Source organism: Vibrio sp. V08_P9A1T1 (genome assembly GCF_963874405.1).
Lineage (GTDB): Bacteria > Pseudomonadota > Gammaproteobacteria > Enterobacterales > Vibrionaceae > Vibrio > Vibrio anguillarum.
Genome location: NZ_CAWNIB010000264.1, coordinates 1 through 19,604, shown reverse-complemented (window position 1 = coordinate 19,604; position 19,604 = coordinate 1). Strand labels below are relative to the sequence as shown.

The following is a 19,604-nucleotide window of genomic DNA, read 5'->3' as shown; positions in this document are numbered from 1 at the left end:
GGCTCGTAGATGTGTTTAAGCGAGAAGAAGTGGTCGTGGGCGTGCTCGTGGTGGTTGTCGTGCTCGGGGTCGTGGTCGTGGTCGTGGTCGTGGTCGTGGTCGTGGTGCTCACCATTTAACGTATGCGCGATACGACTTTCTTCTAAATGACACTTGGCCGGAGCGGGCAGTTGGAAAATGCCATCGGCGTGGCTGAACTGCTCAAGGACTTTATTTAAGCGCTGTTGTTGTTCATCATTTTGTGGTGCATGTTCAAAGCCGACTACATCAGCGCCGGGGGCGGTGATTTCAATCAGTAAATCTTGCCCATCTTGAGCAATATTGAACTCGACGTGGCCATGTACATGAGCCTCATGTTGGCGAAACTCTTCATTTGCCAGTGCTGGCATGCTTAAAATTAGGCCGATAGAGAGAGCGAGTTTACGTTGGATAAACATTGGGTGATTCCTTTTAAACATCAAAATAGCCCTTAGCGCGTTGGCTTTGGGTAACAAATCATAAATAACTAGATAAGACGTCTAAAAGTGAGGAGGTGAGCGAGCAAGATAAGCGTAATGAACTGAGGGGCGACGCTGAGTTTTCTCTACTGATGATCGAATTTCGCAGCCACTAACGGCAGGAAGGATAGGCAGCGCACTGCTTAGACCATTTTGAAAGCCAGAAAAAAGTTGGCAATGATGCTGCGCGTGATGCGCAGGATTAGTATCGAGGTGATGATCTACATAAGCGACATTCAACCATAGCATCAGCAGCATGGCACATAATGCAATGCTTTGAGCTCGGTAATGGGGGCAACGTAGACGGGTAAACATCAAACCAATACAGTAGTAAAATGATAATTGTTATAATATAACAATATTGTGAGAATAAAGCGTACTCTTATTTTTATAAAAGCACCTTTCACCACGATATGTTTAGCAAAGGCAGCCGTGTTATCGGCCACCTAAGGTTATTATAAATTCTGTTTGATCAAGCCTAAAACCGTTTGAATTTCCTCATCACTCAATGCACCTTCCTTAACAAACAGTACCTTACCTTGCTTATCTTGAACGATGATCGCTGATGATTCCTCTTTTAAATCCCACGCTTTGGCTACATTTCCCGTTTCATCTAGCACCATGGAAGACCACGGAAACTCTTTCTTGCTGTCTTGAGCGGAAGATTTGACAAACGATCCTGTGCCCCAAATCGCATCATCTTGGTTGATGATCGAGGTGGTTTGATAACTTTCTGCGGGAAATTGTGCGGCCGTAATGGCGGCCATCAATGGTGCATTTAACGCTTTAGCACTGCTGCGACCAGCAATGGCTTGAATGACGCGCACTTTGCCTAGCAGTTGGCTGGTATCCCAAGTTTGAAAGGCCGTTTTATCATCTTGTAGGATGATTTCACCATATTTTTCCACTGAAACATCAGCAACTTGCTGACCTTGGGTAATGTTGTGTGCCATGGCAAGCGCTGGACAGCAGGCCATTAGAATGGCGATCACTCGTTTACTTTTCATTGTAGGGGTCCCTTTTAGTTGAGCAACAAAGGTATAGCATAGAATCAATAAAACCACGAAAAGAGGCCATTAAGCGGTTAACAAAATGCTAACAAAGCCTCAATTCTACACGCTTTATTCGCTGAGCTGGGGTGGGAAGCAGATGCCTGTTCCTCCTAACCCACAATAACCATTCGGATTTTTAGCTAAATATTGTTGATGATAGCTTTCGGCGTAGTAGTAAGGACCTGCGGGTGCAATTTCGGTGGTAATTAAGGCTCGTTGACTGGCTGACAACGCCTGCTGGTATCGCTGCTTTGAGGCTTGTGCTATTTGCTGTTGTTGTTCTGAATAGGTATAGATAGCGGAGCGATACTGAGTGCCTTTATCGTTACCTTGACGCATGCCTTGGGTCGGATCGTGCTTTTCCCAAAAATGACTTAATAGCTTTTCTAATGGCAAGCGCTGTGGATCAAAGATTACGCGTACCACTTCAGTATGACCAGTTTCACCACTGCATACTTCTTCGTAAGTTGGGTTTGGGGTAAAGCCGCCGGCATAGCCTACTGAAGTCGACACCACACCATCGAGTTGCCAAAATAAGCGTTCAGCGCCCCAAAAACAGCCCATACCAATCACTATTTGTTGCTGATGCTCATTAGGCTGCTCAGTGATGTTGCTGTGGTTAACGTAATGAATTTCCTCCACTGACATAGGGGTTTCTCGTCCTTTCAGTGCTGTTTGTGCGCTGACCATTGTTTGTTTATTGAGCATGAGCTTTCCTTTTGTGTACCGATTTTTGGCTTTATTTATTGTTGTTGAGCCACTGTTTCACATTCAGCCCGAATAATTGACTGATTTCATACAGACGGAGCTTGCTATTGGCGGTATGATTTCCATCCATTAACGATCTGTTTACTCAACTGTTCCTTTAATTAAGCATGAGACGAAAATCATTACCAGTTCTATTCACGATGCTACTTATTTCCACTTCGGCGTATGCCAAGGTGGCGTTAACCATTAATGGTTTAGAGGGTGAATTAGAAAACAACGTTGAAGCCTATTTATCGTCGATTCCAGAGAGCGACTATTCAACGCATCTTCGTTTTCAATCTCGTTTAGAGAAAAGCATGACGGAAGCGCTTGTCGCGCTGGGTTACTACCATCCTCAATTTGAGTTTGTGGTGGTGAGCGATGAGCAAGAGCTGATGGTCAATATCAATCCTGGACCGCTAACAACCATTAAAGAGATGGATGTGGTGATCAGCGGGGAAGCTGAATCTGATGCTGATTTTGCCAATCTCATTAACCGCAATGCCCTTAAAATGGGCGCGGCGGTTAATCATGGCCAGTACGATGCTTTGAAATCGGGTATCCGTAACTTAGCTTTGCAAAAAGGTTATTTTAACGGGAATTTTGAATTAAGCCGTTTGGAAGTTGCGCCAGAGTTGAATGAAGCTTTCGTACGCCTTCATTTTAACAGTGGTATTCGTTACCATTTTGGTCCCTCGCTCATTACTGGCAGCCAAATTGAAGATCAGCGAGTTCGCTCACTTCAGCCCTATAAAACCAATGATCCTTACCTTGTTTCCAAGGTAGGGGAATATAACCAAAACTTATCCAATACTGATTGGTTTTCCTCTGTTTTTGTTGAACCCGATCTTAGCCAACTGGAGAACGGTCGCGAACTGCCGATGAAGGTTTCCCTTGCACCGCAAGCTCGAAATCAGCTTGAAACCGGTTTAGGTTACTCAACGGATGTGGGAGTGCGTGGTTCATTCAAGTGGAAGAAACCTTGGGTTAACAGCCTCGGCCACAGTTTTGATAGCAGTTTCTCCCTTTCTGCCCCAGAGCAGACCATTACCGCTGGCTACAAAATACCGCTAGAAGATGTGCGGCGTGAATATTATCGAATTCAGTATGGAATGAAGAATGTCGATAACCGTGATACGAAGAGTTTGGAGTCTAACTTATCGTTTGAACGCCACTGGCTGCGTGATGGTGGTTGGCATCGAACCCTATTCGTTCGTTATTTGATAGAAAACTACGAACAAGGTTTGCAAAGCGATGTCGGCCAGTTTGTATTACCGGGAGCGACCTATTCTCGTACGCGTGTTCGTGGTGGTTCAATGCCGATGTGGGGCGATAAACAGAGCATCACACTTGAGTATGGCGATCCAAATTTCGTCTCTGAAACGCGTGTGGTGCGGTTGTTGGCGGGCACGGCTTGGATACGCAGCGCTGGGCAAAACCATCGTGGTTTATTGCGTTTAGACGGCGGCGCAAACTTCAGTGAAGAGTTTGACAAACTCTCGCCTTCTCTGCGCTTCTTTGCTGGTGGCGATAACAATTTACGAGGGTATAGCTATCAATCTATCTCACCTAAAGATGCCAGCGGCGCACTGACTGGGGCCAAATACATCGCCACCAGTTCGTTGGAGTATCAATATCGCTTGGTTGGAAATTGGTGGGGCGCACTGTTTGTCGATTATGGCGATGCCTTTAATGACTCACCGGATTGGAAAACCGGTGTGGGAGCTGGGATTCGCTGGGCTTCTCCGGTTGGACCGATCCGCTTAGATTTTGCATGGGGGCTTGACGCCAATCCCGGCGATGAATTTCAGCTGCATTTCACCTTGGGGCCTGAACTATGACCAAAGTGATGTTGAAGATAACCAAATGGGCATCGGCGATTTTATTCACCTTGTTGGGTGCGTTATTTATTGCACTCGCAGCCTTGTTGTTTACCAATACAGGGCTTAACGGCCTATTGTGGGGAGCGCAAAAAGCGCTGCCACAACTGCAGGTTGCCAGTGCTCAAGGTGCCATTTTTCCACGTTTCACGCTCAACCAAGTCACCTTTTCCGATGAAGCATTAAAGCTCGATCTCGATGTGCAGCGAGTGACATTAGCCATAAGTGCTAGCTGCTTATTAGAGCCTTCAATTTGCTTAAATGAACTTGCGATCAGTGGCTTAAAGCTGGCACTGCCAGAGCTTCCCCCTTCGACGCAAGGTGAGCCTTCGTCTGCCTCTGATCCCATTACGTCAATCTCTACACCGGTGCCAATTAAGGTTGGCCGTGTGGAGCTCAATGATATTCAGCTGGATATTTTGGGTAATACGCTGGCATGGAAGCAATTTTCTACTCATGCCTCATTTCAAGGTAATCGCTTACGGATTGGCAAAACCAGTTGGAGCGATATTCAACTGAAGCTTGCGACCAATGAAGATGTCGATTCAGCCTCAAGCGCACAATCCAAATCCACTCCATCCACAACCGTATCATCGACGGCGGCACCTGCGGTGAAAACGCCCATCACCTTGCCAGAGGTGATCATTCCGCTGCAATTGGAAGTGGAGCGTTTTGATATCAATCAGTTTACTCTTGAGCAAGCTGAGCCTTTGGTTGTCAAGCATCTTGGTTTGGTCGCCAATGCTTATCAGAGCAGTGTTTCATTAAAATCACTTGAGCTTGAGCTGCCACAATTGATTGCCAACCTAAAAGCTGATGCGCAGCTGAAGGGAGACTATCCGCTCAATCTCTCTTTAAAAAGCACGCTCAAAATGGCCGAAGCTCAGGGGCAAACACTGGCACTAGAGGCTTCGGGTAGCTTGGGTGATTTAACACTCAACGCGAAATTGGGCGGGCTTGCGCAAGCAAACTTAAATGCGCAATTGGCGCTACTGCAACCTGAGATCCCGTTTGATATTTCGTTGGATGATGTTCAAGCACAGTGGCCATTGATTGGGCAAGGAGACTATTTTGTTCGCGTGCCGAGTTTAAAAACTCAAGGCTCACTCGACGGATATAGCGTGGCGCTCAATGGCCAATTGCAAGGTAAAGATCTGCCCGATGTGACGCTGGATGTTGCTGGTAAAGGCACTTTACAGCAAATCAACTTAGATTCTTTGCTAATCGATACCTTAGGGGGGCAAATTGCTGGCCAAGTGATGGCCAACTGGCAAGCCCAAATTCACTGGCAAGCGGCGCTGAATTTAGAGCAGATTCAGCCGGGATTACAGTGGCCGCAAGCCGAAGGCGTGATCAGCGGTAAGCTCGAAACTACGGGTGAGCTTACCGAGCAGGGCGGTTGGAACGTTGCGCTGCCTATTTTGGATATTGAGGGTGTGTTGCGTGGCTACCCACTGAATATTGAAGGTCAATTAAACGCATCAGATATGACAGGGAAAGGCGCTTTTACTGTGTCGACCAGCGGCTTAACGTTAGCCCATGGACCCAACCAGATTACGGCCAAAGGTGAGCTGGATAAAGAGTGGCGTATGGGCTTATCGGTTGATTTTGCGGATCTGGTGAAAAGTGTTCCTGATTTGCACGGCAAAGTGATTGGCGATATTTATCTGCGTGGTGATTTACAGCAGCCACAAATCAAGCTGCGCCTCAATGCAAATGATCTTGCTTGGCAGCAACAAGCGACCCTAAAGCAGGTGACTTTAACTGGTGATGTTACGCCACTTCCTGTGCCACAAGCCGAAGTGAAATTGCAGGCGAGCCAGTTGAGTTACCAGCAGCAGTTAGTTGATAGTGTGGACTTGCGTTTTTCAGGCACGCAGGCGCAGCATCAACTGAGCTTAGACGTCATTTCAAATCTGATTTCAACCAGCTTGGCGATCAGCGGATCTTTTGAAGATAAGCCGACGATGCAGTGGCAAGGTGCGCTGGAACGAGTACAACTGTCCACAGAACAAGGGCCGTGGCTATTAAACCAAGCGACACCTGTTGCGGTTAATATCGAGAAACAACAAGCTACGATTGCCGCGCATTGTTGGCAGCAAGAGGGAGCATCGCTCTGCTTAGATAAAGACGCGACTGTGGGGCAAAGTGGTGCGGCCGAGCTCTCTCTCAACCATTTTGATTTTCAGCAAATCGCAATGTTTTTACCGCAAGAGACTCAACTTAAAGGCCAAGCCGATGTCAGTCTCACAGCTCAATGGGCGCCCAATACTGCGCCTCAAGCGAAAGTGTCACTCAGCTTAAGCCAAGGTGCAGTCACGCAGCACATCGACCAAGCCATTACTTTAGGTTGGGATAGCGTCACTATTGAAAGTACGCTTGAACAGAACAAGCTGTTTGCTCGTTGGCTAGTGGATGTGACCGATAATGGCGATCTGTCGGGGCAAATAACCATTGCGGATCTAATGGCAAAAGAAAAAATGATGGATGGCGCATTAACGCTTTCCACCTTTAATATTGATTTTCTACAGCCGCTGCTTGGGGATTATAGCCAAGCGAAATCGAAGATTAGCAGTCAACTTGCCTTCAGTGGGCCGATGTTGCACCCGAAAGTGATGGGCAGCGTGGTGGTGGATGACATTGTCGTCAAAGGCGATATTTCGCCGCTGGATGTTACCTCGGGCCGAGTGGCGATGGACTTTAATGGTTACCAAGCCTTGCTCAATGCAGCGATTCAAACTGCGGATGGCGAGTTGAGTATCAAGGGGGATGCCGACTGGCAGAAAATGGAGCAGTGGCGTGCCAACCTGCGCGTGTTGGCCGATGAGCTATTGGTGGATCTGCCGCCTATCGTCAAGATTAAAGTTATCCCAGATATGAGCATCACACTAGAACCTCAACTGGCCACTGTGACAGGGAATATTAACCTGCCTTGGGGACGTATCGTGGTAGAAGAGTTGCCTCCGAGCGCGATTGGTGTCTCCAAAGATCAAGTGATATTGGACGCTGCTTTACAGCCTGTGAGCGAGCAAAGCGCCATGCCATTTAACGTTGAAACGAATGTAAACATCTCGATTGGTGATGATTTCCGGCTCAGTGCCTTTGGTTTGCAAGGCGGCTTGATTGGCCGCCTCAATGTGGCGCAAAAGGATAAAGGCCCTTTTATTACTGGAGAAGTAAATATCCAAAATGGTTCGTATCGATCCTTTGGACAAGATTTGCTGATCCAAGAAGGCAAAATTTTAATGAATGGACCGGTTGATCAACCTTATGTTTCGATTAAAGCGGTGCGCAACCCGGATAACACACAAGATGGCGTGATTGCAGGAGTAAAAGTGACCGGCTCTGCCGATGAACCCATAGTCTCCATTTTTTCAGAACCCGCGATGCCACAAGCCAATGCACTTTCTTACCTACTTCGTGGTCAGAATATTGATGGCGAGGCGGGTGGCAATGCGATGACCACTGCACTGATTGGTTTGAGCTTGGCACAAAGCGGTAAGGTGGTGGGCGAAATTGGTCAAGCCTTCGGTGTGCAAGATCTGCAATTGGATACGGCCGGTTCCGGTGATGATTCACAAGTGACGGTAAGCGGCTATATTTTACCGGGGCTACAAGTGAAATATGGTGTTGGTATTTTCAGCTCGGTGGGCGAATTTACCGTGCGTTACCGCTTGATGAGGGATTTGTACGTTGAAGCGGTATCCGGTTTAGATAGCGCGGTGGATCTTTTGTATCAGTTTGAATTTAACTAGGGACAGTCATATGCAACATCTGGTTTTTGTCTACGGCACATTACGCCGTGGTGAAAGTAATGCGCATCTGCTTGAGACAAGCGAAATGTTAGGATCGTTCTACACGCCAGCTGACTATGCGCTGTATGATCTAGGTCCATATCCTGGCTTGGCTCAGGGACAGCAATCGATAGTCGGTGAGGTATATCGAGTGGATGAGCAGACACTAGCAAAACTCGATCTTTTAGAAGATATTCCCATCGAATATCGCCGTGAAACGATCGAAACCCCATTTGGCCGTGCGTGGATTTATCTCTATCAAGATCACAGCCGTCTTACTGCTGTGATTAATTCTGGAGACTGGTGCCAACGGGTGTAACGAATGGCGTTGAAAATGGAAATAAAAAGCCACATCGCATATTAGCAGGATGTGGCTTTTTATTTATAACGACACTTATACCCTTCCTACTTGAAGCTGCAGCGGTGTTGGCTACGTTTGTTCACCCCAATCACATAGTTTGCCTATGCTCATGGGGACTCACTCACTTGCCGCCTACCTGCAACTCCAAGTTGTTTAGGTATATAACTATCGTGACTGTTTAATGATGGTGACTATTTTTGAGCGCGTTCAAATGAAGTCAGGATTTCAGCTCGCGCGGCAGCGGCATCTTCCCATCCATCGACTTTGACCCATTTGCCCGCTTCAAGCTCTTTATAGCGTTCAAAGAACTGTGTAATTTGCGCTTTCAGTAGTGCTGGCAGGTCATTTACGTCTTGAATGTGGTCGTACTCTTTGGTGAGCTTGGAGTGAGGAACCGCCACCACTTTGGCATCTTCACCAGACTCATCGGTCATCTTCAATACGCCAACTGGGCGGCAGCGAATCACCGAGCCTGGCATGAGCGGATAAGGCGTGGGCACCAACACATCGACAGGATCGCCATCGAGCGATAAGGTGTGATTCACATAACCGTAGTTGCATGGGTAGAACATAGGTGAAGACATGAAACGGTCCACAAATACCGCACCAGATTCTTTGTCGACTTCGTATTTGATTGGGTCGGCGTTGGCTGGAATTTCAATCACCACGTAAATATCATCAGGCAGTGATTTTCCTGCCGGAACGTTGTTTAAGCTCATTTAGCATTTCCTTTTTCGTCGCTGGACTTGAATTGTTTTGGGTTGATTAACAGAACGTAAACGCTTGTGTTGCAACTTTAGCGGTAAATAGGAAACGGTGTAAACCGTAAAAAGAGAGTCTTGCCTCATATTTATCGATAAAAAAAGCGCCTAGAGTTAGGCGCTCATTGAGCTGATTTAATCGCGATTGAGTTCCAAGAACTCTTCCAATTTATGGACCATATTTTTTGAACCGCAGAAGAATGGCACACGTTGATGCAGTTCTGTCGGCTTAATATCCAACACGCGATTGACGCCGTCAGAAGCAATACCGCCTGCTTGTTCAATCAAAAACGCCATTGGATTACATTCGTACAATAGGCGCAGCTTGCCGTTTGGATGGCTTTGCGTGCTTGGGTATAGATAGATGCCACCTTTGAGCAGATTACGGTGAAAATCCGCCACTAGCGAACCAATGTAACGTGACGTGTAAGGGCGATTATCTTCAGGCACATTCTCTTGGCAGTATTTAATGTATTTTTTGACGCCAGTTGGGAAGCGGATGTAGTTACCTTCATTGATGGAGTAAATTTTACCATCATCGAAGGTCATCATATTGGGGTGTGAAAGATAGAAAGTGCCGAGTGACGGATCATAAGTAAAGCCATTCACGCCGTTGCCGGTGGTATACACCAACATGGTTGAAGAGCCGTAAATAACATAACCAGCCGCAACCTGTTTATTACCGGGTTGTAAGAAGTCTTCTTGTGTTGGTGGCGTGCCGACTGGCGATACGCGGCGATAAATAGAAAAAATCGTGCCGACAGAAACATTGACATCGATGTTGGATGAGCCGTCCAGCGGGTCCATCAACACCACGTATTTTGCGTTTTTGTTGAGCTCTTTGCTAAACGCAACCGCTTCATCTTCTTCTTCACTGGCGACACCACACACTTGATCGCGCGCTTCAAGCGCCGCTTTAAATTTTTCGTTGGCGTAGACATCGAGTTTTTGTTGTTCTTCGCCTTGAATATTATCCGTACCAACTGCACCGGTAATATCAGCAAGGCCTGCTTTGTTGATTTCTCTATTAACAATTTTTGCCGCAAGACGAATAGAGGACAACAGAGATGAAAGATCACCGCTTGCGTGGGGGAAGTCATGTTGTTTCTCAACAATAAACTCGCCAAGAGTGCGAATCTCAGACATGTTATTTCCTTAACATAGCTATATAGGGGGGAGTGATTGTTTCACAACGCATCCTCTTGTTGGGATGTCGGCCGAAACGAGTGACCCATTTGATAACGTTTGGGTAACACTGCGATTTTAGGGCTTAGATCTTTTTAATGGTAATGAAGTAACAGATTGAGATCTCAATTTGTTTGTCGACTTTTTAGAAGTTGCAAACATGCTCGCTTTTCTTAAATGGATGGTGATAATGGAGGCAATCACTCACAACGCCATGTGCGAGGCTAGGATTTATGCATATTCACATTCTTGGGATTTGCGGTACGTTTATGGGCGGTGTTGCCGTTTTAGCGCGGCAATTAGGTCATAAAGTTACCGGCAGCGACGCCAACGTTTACCCACCGATGAGTACGTTATTGGAGTCTCAAGGGATCGAGATTATCGAAGGCTTTGACCCTGCTCAATTAGAGCCCAAGCCTGATTTGGTGGTGATTGGCAACGCCATGAGTCGCGGCAATCCGTGTGTTGAATATGTGCTGAACCACAACTTGCGTTACACCTCTGGCCCGCAATGGTTGCAAGAGTTCCTGTTGCATGACCGCTGGGTTCTTGCGGTGGCTGGTACACACGGTAAAACCACCACGTCGAGCATGTTGGCGTGGATCTTAGAAGATTGCGGTTACCAACCGGGCTTTTTGGTGGGAGGCGTACTTGGCAACTTTGGCATTTCTGCGCGTTTGGGCGAAAGCATGTTTTTTGTGGTTGAAGCCGATGAATATGACAGTGCTTTTTTCGATAAGCGTTCTAAGTTTGTCCATTATCACCCACGCACTTTAGTGTTGAATAACTTAGAGTTTGATCATGCAGACATTTTTGACGATCTTGAAGCGATTAAGCGCCAATTTCATCATCTAGTGCGTACTGTTCCGGGCAATGGTCGTATTTTTGCTCCGCAAAAAGAGCGCGCATTAGCGGATGTTCTCGCACGTGGCTGCTGGAGCGAAACTGAGTTTACCGGTGAGCAAGCGCAGTGGAAAGCTGAAAAAATTACGCGTGATGGTTCGCAATTTGATGTGTTCTTTGACAATGAACGCGTGGGGCGCGTAACTTGGGATTTGGTTGGCGATCATAATGTCGATAACGCCTTAATGGCGATTGGCGCGGCGCGTCACGTGGGGGTCACTCCGGATTTAGCCTGTCAAGCTTTGGGTAAATTTATCAATACCAAACGTCGTTTAGAGCTCAAAGGCGAAGTGAACGGTATTACGTTGTATGACGATTTTGCTCATCATCCAACGGCCATTGAACTTACTTTGGGTGGTTTACGTAACAAGGTAGGCGATCAGAAAATTATCGCGGTTTTAGAGCCTCGTTCGGCTACGATGAAGTTGGGCGTACATAAGCAAACTTTAGCGGCGTCATTACAGCAAGCCGATTCAGTTTATCTCTATCAGCCGAACAATCTTGCTTGGTCGGTGCAGGATGTAGCTGATCAATGCTCACAACCAGCGCAAGTGAATGATGATATTGATGCTTTCGTCGCGCAAATTGCGCAGGAAGCCCAGCCGGGCGATCACATTTTGGTGATGAGCAATGGTGGCTTTGAAGGTATTCATAACAAGCTACTGCTTGCATTAAATCAAGCCATGTAATGCCAGCCAGCGACACAAACGAAATAGAGAGTTATGACAACACAACAGAAAGCCATCACTTTAGCCTTTACTGGCGCTTCAGGTGCTCCTTACGGACTTCGTCTATTGGAGTGTTTATTGGCTGCAGATTACCGAGTGTATCTTTTGATCTCTTCGGCCGCGCGCGTTGTGCTTGCAACCGAGCACGGTTTGAGGTTGCCCAGTGGGACTGAGGCAGCCAAAGCAGCGTTGGTGGAACATTTACACTGCGATGCCTCACAGCTTGTCGTGTGCGGCAAAGAAGAGTGGTTCTCTCCAGTGGCTTCGGGCTCTGCTGCGCCAAAACAGATGGTGGTGTGCCCATGTTCGGCAGGCAGCGTTGCGGCGATTGCCCATGGCATGTCCGATAATTTGATCGAACGGGCTGCTGATGTAGTGATGAAAGAGCGTGGCCAACTGGTGTTAGTGGTGCGCGAAACTCCGTTTTCCACCTTACATTTAGAAAACATGCTCAAGTTGTCGCAAATGGGCGTCACCATTATGCCCGCAGCCCCCGGTTTTTATCATCAGCCGCAGTCAATTGAAGACTTGGTCGATTTTATGGTGGCGCGTATTTTGGACCATTTAGGCGTTGAACAAGGGCTTGTGCCACGTTGGGGATATGACTCACGCCCAACGGTATAGCTTATTGCGTTAATTCCAATTACAATCCACCTCACTCAACGGGGAGCAAATCATTCATCTCAATGAATGCTGCTGAGATCAAGCGTGAGCTTGGGACCCGTAAACCTGAACCAGATAATGCTGGCGTAGGAATTGGGTTAGGATCTCAGAATAGGAATAATGGAATATTCTCATCCTCCTCAAGCCTGTGCCGCTCAACCAAGGAGAGCGACCAGTTGAACACCACTCTTAATACCATTGCACTTGCCACCATCACCTCTTTTTCAGCGCATGCCGCTGACAATATCCTTACCGTTTATACCTATGACTCGTTCGCATCAGAATGGGGCCCGGGACCGGCGATTGAAAAAGCATTCGAAGCACAATGCGCTTGCGATCTTCAGTTTGTGGCACTCGATGATGGGGTATCGATCCTAAACCGTTTGCGTCTTGAAGGTAATAACAGTAAAGCAGACATCGTACTCGGTTTAGATAACAACTTAATGGCCGAGGCCAAACAGACTGGCTTATTGGCAGATCATAATGTCGAGACGGGCCAAGTCACGCTACCCGGTGGTTGGAGTGATGAAATATTTGTTCCTTATGATTACGGCTATTTTGCCTTTGTTTACAATAAAGAGAAATTAGCAAACCCACCCCAAAGCTTAAAAGAGTTGGTAGAAAAGCGCGATGATCTTAAAGTGATTTATCAAGATCCGCGCACTTCAACACCCGGTCAAGGCTTACTGCTGTGGATGAAATCTGTCTATGGTGAGAAAGCCAATTTAGCATGGCAACAGCTCGCCAATAAGACGGTGACAGTCACCAAAGGTTGGTCAGAAGCCTATGCGATGTTTCTAAAAGGTGAGTCCGATCTGGTGCTCTCTTACACCACCTCTCCAGCCTATCATTTGATTGCGGAAAATGACGCCAAGTACGCGGCTGCTGATTTTGCCGAAGGACACTACATGCAAGTGGAAGTGGCTGCGAAAGTAAAACACAGTGATAACGGAAAATTGGCCGATGAGTTCATGCACTTTATTTTAAGTGATCAATTTCAGTCGGTGATGCCAACCGGAAACTGGATGTATCCTGTGACGTCTGTCGCGCTACCGAAAGGTTTTGAAACGCTGACTGTGCCACCAAAGGCGCTCACCTTTAGCGCACAAGAGGTGTCTGAGATGCGTAAAGCGTGGATCCGTGAGTGGCAAACCGCCTTAACGTTTTAAGGTTCGATAAAGTTTGAATGCTATTCCTAAAATAGGCATTGGGGTCGCGATGCTTGTCGCGACCTTTGTCATCAGTGCGTTGGCGGCGTTGCTGTTACAAGCACCCAGCTTAAATGTGATGCACGTATGGCAAGACCCGTATTATCGCCATGTTACTCAATTTAGTTTTTACCAAGCCAGCTTGTCGATGCTGCTCAGTGTTGGTTTCGCGGTTCCTGTCGCTCACGCACTTTACCGTCGTCGATTTTGCGGACGTGCGCTGCTGATCAAATTGTTTGCAACGACCTTAGTGCTTCCAGTGCTGGCGGGCGTATTTGGTTTGTTGGCCATTTATGGTAATAGCGGCCTGCTCGCCTCGCTGCTTGCGTGGTTTGATAGCAAACTGCCGTTTTCCATTTACGGATTAAACGGTATTTTACTGGCGCATCTGTTTTTTAATCTCCCGTATGCCAGCCGTTTATTGCTGCAAGCGTTAGAGTCGATCCCGGCAGAACAACATAAGTTATGCGCGCATCTTGGCATGAGTCATTGGCACAAATTTCGTTGGGTTGAATGGCCACGTTTACGTCAGCAGCTTCCTCATGTCTGTGGTTTGGTGTTCATGCTCTGTTTTACCAGTTTTGCCACTGTGATGGCACTTGGCGGCGGGCCTAAATCAACCACGATTGAGCTGGCGATTTATCAGGCGATCAAATTTGATTTTGATTTACAAGCTGGCGCGCTGCTTGCGCTGTGGCAGATGTTGTTATGCGGGCTGCTGTCTCTATCCATTTCACGCTTAGCGAAGCCGTTAGCCATCACCACAGGGCGTCAAGCGAGTGATTATGTGGTTAGTCGAGACAATCGAAAAGCACAATGCTGGGACGGCGCATGGATCTTCCTTGCGTTGCTGTTAGTACTTCCGCCGCTGGTGATGGTCATCTTGAGCGGTTTAAATTCGCAGCTTTTTCACGTCTTGAGCGATGAGCAATTCTGGCGTGCGCTTTGGGCTTCACTGCAAGTGGCGTTATTGGCAAGCGTGGTTGCTGTTTCGGCTGGGGTTGCCATACTCATCACGACTCGCGCTTTGCGCCTGCAGCAGCACAACCGTAAGGCGGACCAACTAGAGTTGATTGGCGCGATTATTTTGGTCACGCCAGGGCTTGTTATCAGCACCGGGCTTTTTCTGTTGCTACGTATCTGGACCGATGCATTTAGCTTAGCGTATTGGGTGGTTTTTTTCGTCAATGGCTTAATGGCATTGCCGTATGTGTTGAAAACATTGGCGCAACCTATGCTGCATATCGCGCAGCAATATCAATGGTTATGTGCCAGCCTTGGCATTAAAGGGTGGCAGCGTTTGCAAGTGATTGAGCTGCGTGCGTTGCGTAAACCCTTAGCGCATGCCTTTGCGATCAGCTTTTTGCTCTCAATGGGGGATTTAAGTGCGATTGCTCTATTTGGTAGCCAAGAGTTTAGAACCTTACCGCTTTACCTGTTCCAACTGCTGGGCAGTTACCAAATGCAAGCGGCGGCGGTGGTTTCTCTTACGCTGTTGTTACTCAGTGTGGGTTGTTTTGCCCTCATTGAGCGGTTATTTCACTCATATTCAAAGGTAAAGCAATGTTAGAACTCAAGGCCGTACACTATGAGTATCAACAGGAGTGGTTTGAATTTTCGCTCTCTGTACCGCGAGGGGCGATTCTCTCTTTGATGGGGCCAAGTGGCGCGGGCAAGTCGACTTTACTGAGCTTAGTTGCGGGTTTTATTGCACCGAAAAGCGGCGATATCCAAGTGCAAGGGCAATCCTTACTTGGGCAGGAGCCACACTTGCGTCCTTTTTCGATGCTGTTTCAAGAGCACAATCTTTTTGCCCATCTCACTGTGCGTGAAAATATTAGCCTTGGGTTACATCCGGGGCTGAAATTAACCACTTCGCAAAAGGCGTTAGTTGAGTGCGCCGCGCAGCAAGTGGGTTTGGCTGCGCTACTTGATCGCTTGCCTGAGCAGCTCTCAGGGGGGCAGCGTCAACGAGTTGCTCTGGCGCGCTGTTTTGTACAACCACATCCTATCTGGCTGCTGGATGAGCCCTTTTCCGCCTTGGATCCGCTACTCAGAGAAGAGATGCTGCTTTTGGTTAAGCAGTTAGCCGCAGAAAGAGCGATCACTGTAGTGATGGTGACGCACCATATTAGTGATGCCAAAGCGATTGCGAGCCATTTTGCGTTTATGGCTCAAGGACATGTGTTAGTGAGTGATCGCATTGAGGCACTTTCCGCGCAACACGCAGACGCGCAGCTCAGTGATTTTGTGCGTGCAGGGGAATAAAAAAAACCTCACACGTTTAGGTGAGGTTTTTGCGTCTAATCAGCACTATGACAGGTTAAACTGACTTATCGTTATGCTCCCTGAGCACTTGGAAAATCTCTCGTGATGCTCTTGGTGGTTTGCTGTTGGCTCTCTCTTTATTTGCTTGACGCGCTAATTGGCGCAGACGTTGACGATCCATCTCTGGATAGAGTGCCATCGCATCTTCAATCGCGCTGTCACCTTTCTCCACAATACGATCACGCATCTGTTCGAGCTTGTGCAGCATGGCGGTATTTTGTGAGTGCTTGTTACGCAGTTTATCCAATGCCGCTTGAATTGGTTCGGCATCGATGGTACGCATCATTTTTCCAATGTATTGCAGTTGGCGGCGTCTGGCTTCCATGCTAAAACGCTGAGCATCTTTGATGGCATCCATCAAATCTTCAGACATCGGGATTTTTGCTAACTGAGACGGCTTCAGAGCAACCAGCTCTTCACCCAGTTTTTGTAGCTCAGTCATGTCGTTTTTCATTTCGGTTTTGCTAACCCAAATGATCTCCTCTTCTTCTTCCCAAGGAGCTTTTTGATTCTTACGCGCCATTTTCTTCATCTATTGAGTTATGTATGTCAGCTATTTTAGCAAGAATCGTGGGGAGAAAGCGAAATTCTTGTTATCCTAATGACATTGTTTGCTAATAATTGATGAGATATGGACGTAAAACAACAAGTTGCTCAGCAGCGCATCGAACTTGAAGCGGCGGTTGCTAAGGCATTAGAGATGGCTGCGCTCAGTTCTGATGCTGCCGAAGTGGCGATCACCAAAAGTACCGGCCTGAGTGTTTCGACGCGAATGTGTGAAGTTGAAAACGTAGAATTTAACAGTGATGGGGCATTAGGCATCACTGTGTATCGTGGGCAACGTAAAGGCAGTGCGTCGACGTCAGATCTCAGTGAAAAAGCAATTGCGCAGACGGTCGCTGCAGCGCTTGATATTGCGCTTTACACTTCTGAAGATCCTTATGCAGGCCCTGCACCTAAAGAGTTAATGGTGCGAAATATTCCTGATTTAGATCTTTTCCATCCGGATGAACCTAACCCGGACATGGCCGCTAAAATTGCCATTGCTGCAGAAGAGAAAGCGTTAGCTTATAGCAACAAGATCAAACAAAGTGATGGTGCAAGTTATGACAGCCATTACGGTGTGAAAGTGTATGGTAATAGCCATGGTTTGCTCGCGAGTTATGCCTCTAGCCGTCATAGCATTAGCTGCTGCGTGATCGGTGAGGGTAAAAATGGTGAGATGGAGCGTGATTATAGCTATACCGTTGCACGTCACCGCGACGATTTATGGTCGCCAGAGCTGGTCGGGCAACAAGCTGCAGAAAAAACCATCAGCCGTTTAGATGCAAAAAAACTGAAGACGGGCAAAGTTCCGGTGATGTTTGCCGCAGATGTAGCGACAGGTTTGATTGGCCATTTGGTGATGGCGATCAGTGGTGGCAGCTTGTATCGTAAATCTTCCTTTTTACTTGATAAGTTAGGCGAGAAAATTTTACCCGATTGGTTCAATATTGCCGAAAAACCCCATGTATTACGTGCGTTGGCATCAAGCCCATTTGATAGTGAAGGGGTGTTTACGCAAGACCGCCAAATCATTACCGATGGCGTGCTCTCGACTTATCTTCTGAGCAGCTATGCCGCTCGTAAAATGAAGATGACTCCAACTGGTCACGCGGGTGGCATCCATAACTGGTATGTTCAATCCACAGGACAAAATTTTGAGCAGATGCTCAAAGCGTTGGGTACAGGCTTGTTAGTCACTGAAGTGATGGGCCAAGGTGTTAATGCAGTGACAGGTGATTATTCGCGTGGCGCCGCTGGTTTCTGGATTGAAAACGGTGTGATTCAATACCCTGTATCTGAGATTACTATCGCGGGCAATTTGAAAGATATGTTCCAGCAAATGGTGGCGGTAGGGAGTGATGTCGAAACACGCTCGCAAATCCAAACTGGGTCTATTTTACTTGAATCGATGAAAATTGCGGGCGAATAATTGCTTAAGCTGAATATGAAAAAGCTTGGTATAACAACCAAGCTTTTTTTATGGGTGGTTTGGGTATGTATCACTATAGGGTTACATCAAAATATGGCTACATCAAAATGGTCGCCAAGCCGAGAAAGACAGAAAGCCCAACCACATCGGTGACGGTTGTTAACGCCATTCCGCCAGCAAGAGCCGGGTCGATTTTCATTTTTTTCAGTAAAATTGGGATGGTGACGCCGGCGATCCCGGCAATGAGTAGGTTGGCCATCATTGCTGCGGAAATGATGCCGCCAAGCATCCAATTGCCTTTCCATGCCACCACAATGCCGCCAATAATGGTGGCCCACATGATGCCATTTAAAAAACCGATCGCCGCTTCTTTGAATAGCAATTCACGTTGGTTACTGTCACCGATATGTCCCAATGCTAAACCACGAATGACCAAGGCCACAGTTTGGTTACCAGCGACACCACCCATTGAGGGCACTATGGTCATTAGCACGGCAATGGCGGCCATTTGATCAAGTGTCGCTTCAAACATGTTGGAAACAGAAGCAGCGGCGAGGGCGGCCAAAACATTTGCCCCAAGCCAGATGGTCCGTTTACGTGCGGATTTGACTACCGGAGCAAAGGTATCTTCGTCATCGTTCATACCAGCCATGCTCATCATTGAGTGTTCGGCATCTTCACGAATGATGTCAACGACGTCATCAATGGTGATCCGACCGACCAAGTGCTGGTTTTCATCCACCACAGGCGCGGACACCCAGTTGCGACGTTCAAACAGGCTGGCAACATCTGAGTCGCTGGTGGTGACCAAAATCGCCTCATCGGCATCATCCATGACTTCACTTACTGGAATATCCGGTTGCGTGGTCAGCAAGGTGGTGAGTGAGAGATGCCCAATCAGCTTACTTTCATCGTCAATCACGTAAAGTGCATCGGTTGCTTCGGGCAGATCGCCACGCATGCGTAAATAGCGTAAAACCACGTCAATATCAACGTCACCACGAATGGTGATCACGTCGGTATTCATGATCCCGCCGGCTGTTTCCTCTGAATAGGAGAGTGCGGTTTCAACGCGTTGGCGATCAGCGCTGTCCATCTGCGAAAGCACTTCGCGTGACACGTCATCTGGCAAGCTACGCAGTACATAGGCCACGTCATCGGTGTCCATGCCTTCGGTCGCTTCTGCAAGTTTTTCGGGTGCCATTTTGGAAACTAGGGCATCTTTGACGTCTTCGTTGAGCTCATCAAGGATTTCACCGTAGTCTTCTGGGTCGGTGAGTTGCCATAACACCTCCCGGCTTTTACGTGGAGAGGCTTCTAAGAGGTGAGCAATATCTTCTGGCTCCATGTCCTGCAATTGGCGACGGACATGGACAAAACGACCATTTTCTAAAGCTTCGCTGACTTCTTGGAGGGTTAGGTGAGCTTGATCAAATTCAATTTGCTCGGCCATGGTTTCCCCCTACTTAGGATTCTTACAATGTGTTGAATAGTAACTTAATTCTAGGCCTTATTTAATAAG

At 47.5% G+C, this 19,604-nt stretch carries 17 protein-coding genes and 1 riboswitch; of the genes, 9 read left to right on the top strand and 8 right to left on the bottom strand.

The window, feature by feature from the left end; genetic code table 11:
• The 4 genes from AACT21_RS12270 to msrA all read right to left on the bottom strand — a co-directional run.
• The coding region (locus tag AACT21_RS12270; RefSeq protein WP_254917235.1) for a ZrgA family zinc uptake protein at positions 1-437 on the bottom strand (437 nt) is incomplete at its 3' end.
• Positions 438-518: 81 nt separating this feature from the next.
• Entirely contained in the window at positions 519-812 is a 294-nt protein-coding gene (locus AACT21_RS12265) for a DUF2607 family protein (protein ID WP_081989810.1), read from the bottom strand.
• 140 nt (positions 813-952) lie between these two features.
• Entirely contained in the window at positions 953-1,504 is a 552-nt protein-coding gene (locus AACT21_RS12260) for a YtfJ family protein (RefSeq protein ID WP_094164636.1), read from the bottom strand.
• Positions 1,505-1,618: 114 nt separating this feature from the next.
• Positions 1,619-2,257, bottom strand: a complete 639-nt coding sequence (gene msrA, locus AACT21_RS12255; RefSeq protein WP_088729165.1) for a peptide-methionine (S)-S-oxide reductase MsrA — start codon at positions 2,255-2,257, stop codon at positions 1,619-1,621.
• A gap of 167 nt (positions 2,258-2,424) precedes the next feature.
• Here msrA and tamA point away from each other — a divergent pair, with 167 nt between their 5' ends.
• Genes tamA through AACT21_RS12240 form a run of 3 tightly spaced genes read left to right on the top strand, consistent with a single transcriptional unit; the run spans position 2,425 to position 8,289 of the window.
• Positions 2,425-4,137, top strand: a complete 1,713-nt coding sequence (gene tamA, locus AACT21_RS12250; RefSeq protein WP_094164635.1) for an autotransporter assembly complex protein TamA — start codon at positions 2,425-2,427, stop codon at positions 4,135-4,137.
• Positions 4,134-7,931 (top strand): autotransporter assembly complex protein TamB, encoded by a 3,798-nt coding sequence (tamB, locus tag AACT21_RS12245; protein WP_094164634.1) that lies wholly within the window; start codon positions 4,134-4,136, stop codon positions 7,929-7,931. The genes tamA and tamB overlap by 4 nt, the downstream gene beginning before the upstream one ends.
• Before the next feature lie 10 nt (positions 7,932-7,941).
• Positions 7,942-8,289: a gamma-glutamylcyclotransferase family protein gene (locus AACT21_RS12240; protein ID WP_170899297.1), complete on the top strand. Its 348-nt coding sequence runs from the start codon at positions 7,942-7,944 to the stop codon at positions 8,287-8,289.
• Positions 8,290-8,522: 233 nt separating this feature from the next.
• Here the strand turns inward: AACT21_RS12240 and ppa are convergent, their stop codons facing one another.
• Positions 8,523-9,050: an inorganic diphosphatase gene (ppa, locus tag AACT21_RS12235; protein WP_010318803.1), complete on the bottom strand. Its 528-nt coding sequence runs from the start codon at positions 9,048-9,050 to the stop codon at positions 8,523-8,525.
• Between the two features lie 177 nt (positions 9,051-9,227).
• Entirely contained in the window at positions 9,228-10,238 is a 1,011-nt protein-coding gene (gene fbp / locus AACT21_RS12230) for a class 1 fructose-bisphosphatase (protein WP_013855958.1), read from the bottom strand.
• 272 nt (positions 10,239-10,510) lie between these two features.
• On the opposite strand from fbp, the gene mpl reads away from it, so the two are divergent.
• The 5 genes from mpl (at position 10,511) to thiQ (ending at position 16,047) form a co-directional block, all read left to right on the top strand.
• Positions 10,511-11,869, top strand: a complete 1,359-nt coding sequence (gene mpl / locus AACT21_RS12225) for a UDP-N-acetylmuramate:L-alanyl-gamma-D-glutamyl-meso-diaminopimelate ligase (RefSeq protein ID WP_064625920.1) — start codon at positions 10,511-10,513, stop codon at positions 11,867-11,869.
• A gap of 33 nt (positions 11,870-11,902) precedes the next feature.
• Positions 11,903-12,532, top strand: coding sequence for a flavin prenyltransferase UbiX (locus tag AACT21_RS12220; protein WP_094164633.1), 630 nt, complete (start codon positions 11,903-11,905; stop codon positions 12,530-12,532).
• A 29-nt stretch (positions 12,533-12,561) separates the two neighbouring features.
• Positions 12,562-12,681: riboswitch (TPP riboswitch) on the top strand.
• 66 nt (positions 12,682-12,747) lie between these two features.
• Complete coding sequence (gene thiB, locus AACT21_RS12215) at positions 12,748-13,740, top strand: thiamine ABC transporter substrate binding subunit (protein WP_094164632.1); 993 nt, start codon at positions 12,748-12,750, stop codon at positions 13,738-13,740.
• Positions 13,741-13,753: 13 nt separating this feature from the next.
• A complete protein-coding gene (thiP, locus tag AACT21_RS12210; protein ID WP_094164631.1) occupies positions 13,754-15,349 on the top strand; it encodes a thiamine/thiamine pyrophosphate ABC transporter permease ThiP in 1,596 nt (531 codons plus the stop codon).
• Positions 15,343-16,047, top strand: a complete 705-nt coding sequence (gene thiQ / locus AACT21_RS12205) for a thiamine ABC transporter ATP-binding protein (RefSeq protein WP_017046452.1) — start codon at positions 15,343-15,345, stop codon at positions 16,045-16,047. The genes thiP and thiQ overlap by 7 nt, the downstream gene beginning before the upstream one ends.
• 55 nt (positions 16,048-16,102) lie before the next feature.
• Here the strand turns inward: thiQ and yjgA are convergent, their stop codons facing one another.
• Positions 16,103-16,630 (bottom strand): ribosome biogenesis factor YjgA, encoded by a 528-nt coding sequence (gene yjgA, locus AACT21_RS12200; protein WP_303396336.1) that lies wholly within the window; start codon positions 16,628-16,630, stop codon positions 16,103-16,105.
• Positions 16,631-16,738: 108 nt separating this feature from the next.
• Here yjgA and pmbA point away from each other — a divergent pair, with 108 nt between their 5' ends.
• On the top strand, positions 16,739-18,082 hold the full coding sequence (pmbA, locus tag AACT21_RS12195; protein WP_094164629.1) for a metalloprotease PmbA: 1,344 nt from the start codon (positions 16,739-16,741) through the stop codon (positions 18,080-18,082).
• 97 nt (positions 18,083-18,179) lie between these two features.
• Here pmbA and mgtE read toward each other — a convergent pair whose 3' ends face one another.
• Positions 18,180-19,535, bottom strand: a complete 1,356-nt coding sequence (mgtE, locus tag AACT21_RS12190; protein ID WP_013855966.1) for a magnesium transporter — start codon at positions 19,533-19,535, stop codon at positions 18,180-18,182.
• Positions 19,536-19,604 lie beyond the last annotated feature (69 nt).

What these genes read in the sequence shown, in the direction of transcription:
- AACT21_RS12265 (WP_081989810.1), bottom strand. Translation starts at nt 812, where the DNA reads ATGTTTACCCGTCTACGTTGCCCCCATTACCGAGCTCAAAGCATTGCA.
- AACT21_RS12260 (WP_094164636.1), bottom strand. Translation starts at nt 1,504, where the DNA reads ATGAAAAGTAAACGAGTGATCGCCATTCTAATGGCCTGCTGTCCAGCG.
- msrA (WP_088729165.1), bottom strand. Translation starts at nt 2,257, where the DNA reads ATGCTCAATAAACAAACAATGGTCAGCGCACAAACAGCACTGAAAGGA.
- tamA (WP_094164635.1), top strand. Translation starts at nt 2,425, where the DNA reads ATGAGACGAAAATCATTACCAGTTCTATTCACGATGCTACTTATTTCC.
- tamB (WP_094164634.1), top strand. Translation starts at nt 4,134, where the DNA reads ATGACCAAAGTGATGTTGAAGATAACCAAATGGGCATCGGCGATTTTA.
- AACT21_RS12240 (WP_170899297.1), top strand. Translation starts at nt 7,942, where the DNA reads ATGCAACATCTGGTTTTTGTCTACGGCACATTACGCCGTGGTGAAAGT.
- ppa (WP_010318803.1), bottom strand. Translation starts at nt 9,050, where the DNA reads ATGAGCTTAAACAACGTTCCGGCAGGAAAATCACTGCCTGATGATATT.
- fbp (WP_013855958.1), bottom strand. Translation starts at nt 10,238, where the DNA reads ATGTCTGAGATTCGCACTCTTGGCGAGTTTATTGTTGAGAAACAACAT.
- mpl (WP_064625920.1), top strand. Translation starts at nt 10,511, where the DNA reads ATGCATATTCACATTCTTGGGATTTGCGGTACGTTTATGGGCGGTGTT.
- AACT21_RS12220 (WP_094164633.1), top strand. Translation starts at nt 11,903, where the DNA reads ATGACAACACAACAGAAAGCCATCACTTTAGCCTTTACTGGCGCTTCA.
- thiQ (WP_017046452.1), top strand. Translation starts at nt 15,343, where the DNA reads ATGTTAGAACTCAAGGCCGTACACTATGAGTATCAACAGGAGTGGTTT.
- yjgA (WP_303396336.1), bottom strand. Translation starts at nt 16,630, where the DNA reads ATGGCGCGTAAGAATCAAAAAGCTCCTTGGGAAGAAGAAGAGGAGATC.
- pmbA (WP_094164629.1), top strand. Translation starts at nt 16,739, where the DNA reads ATGGACGTAAAACAACAAGTTGCTCAGCAGCGCATCGAACTTGAAGCG.
- mgtE (WP_013855966.1), bottom strand. Translation starts at nt 19,535, where the DNA reads ATGGCCGAGCAAATTGAATTTGATCAAGCTCACCTAACCCTCCAAGAA.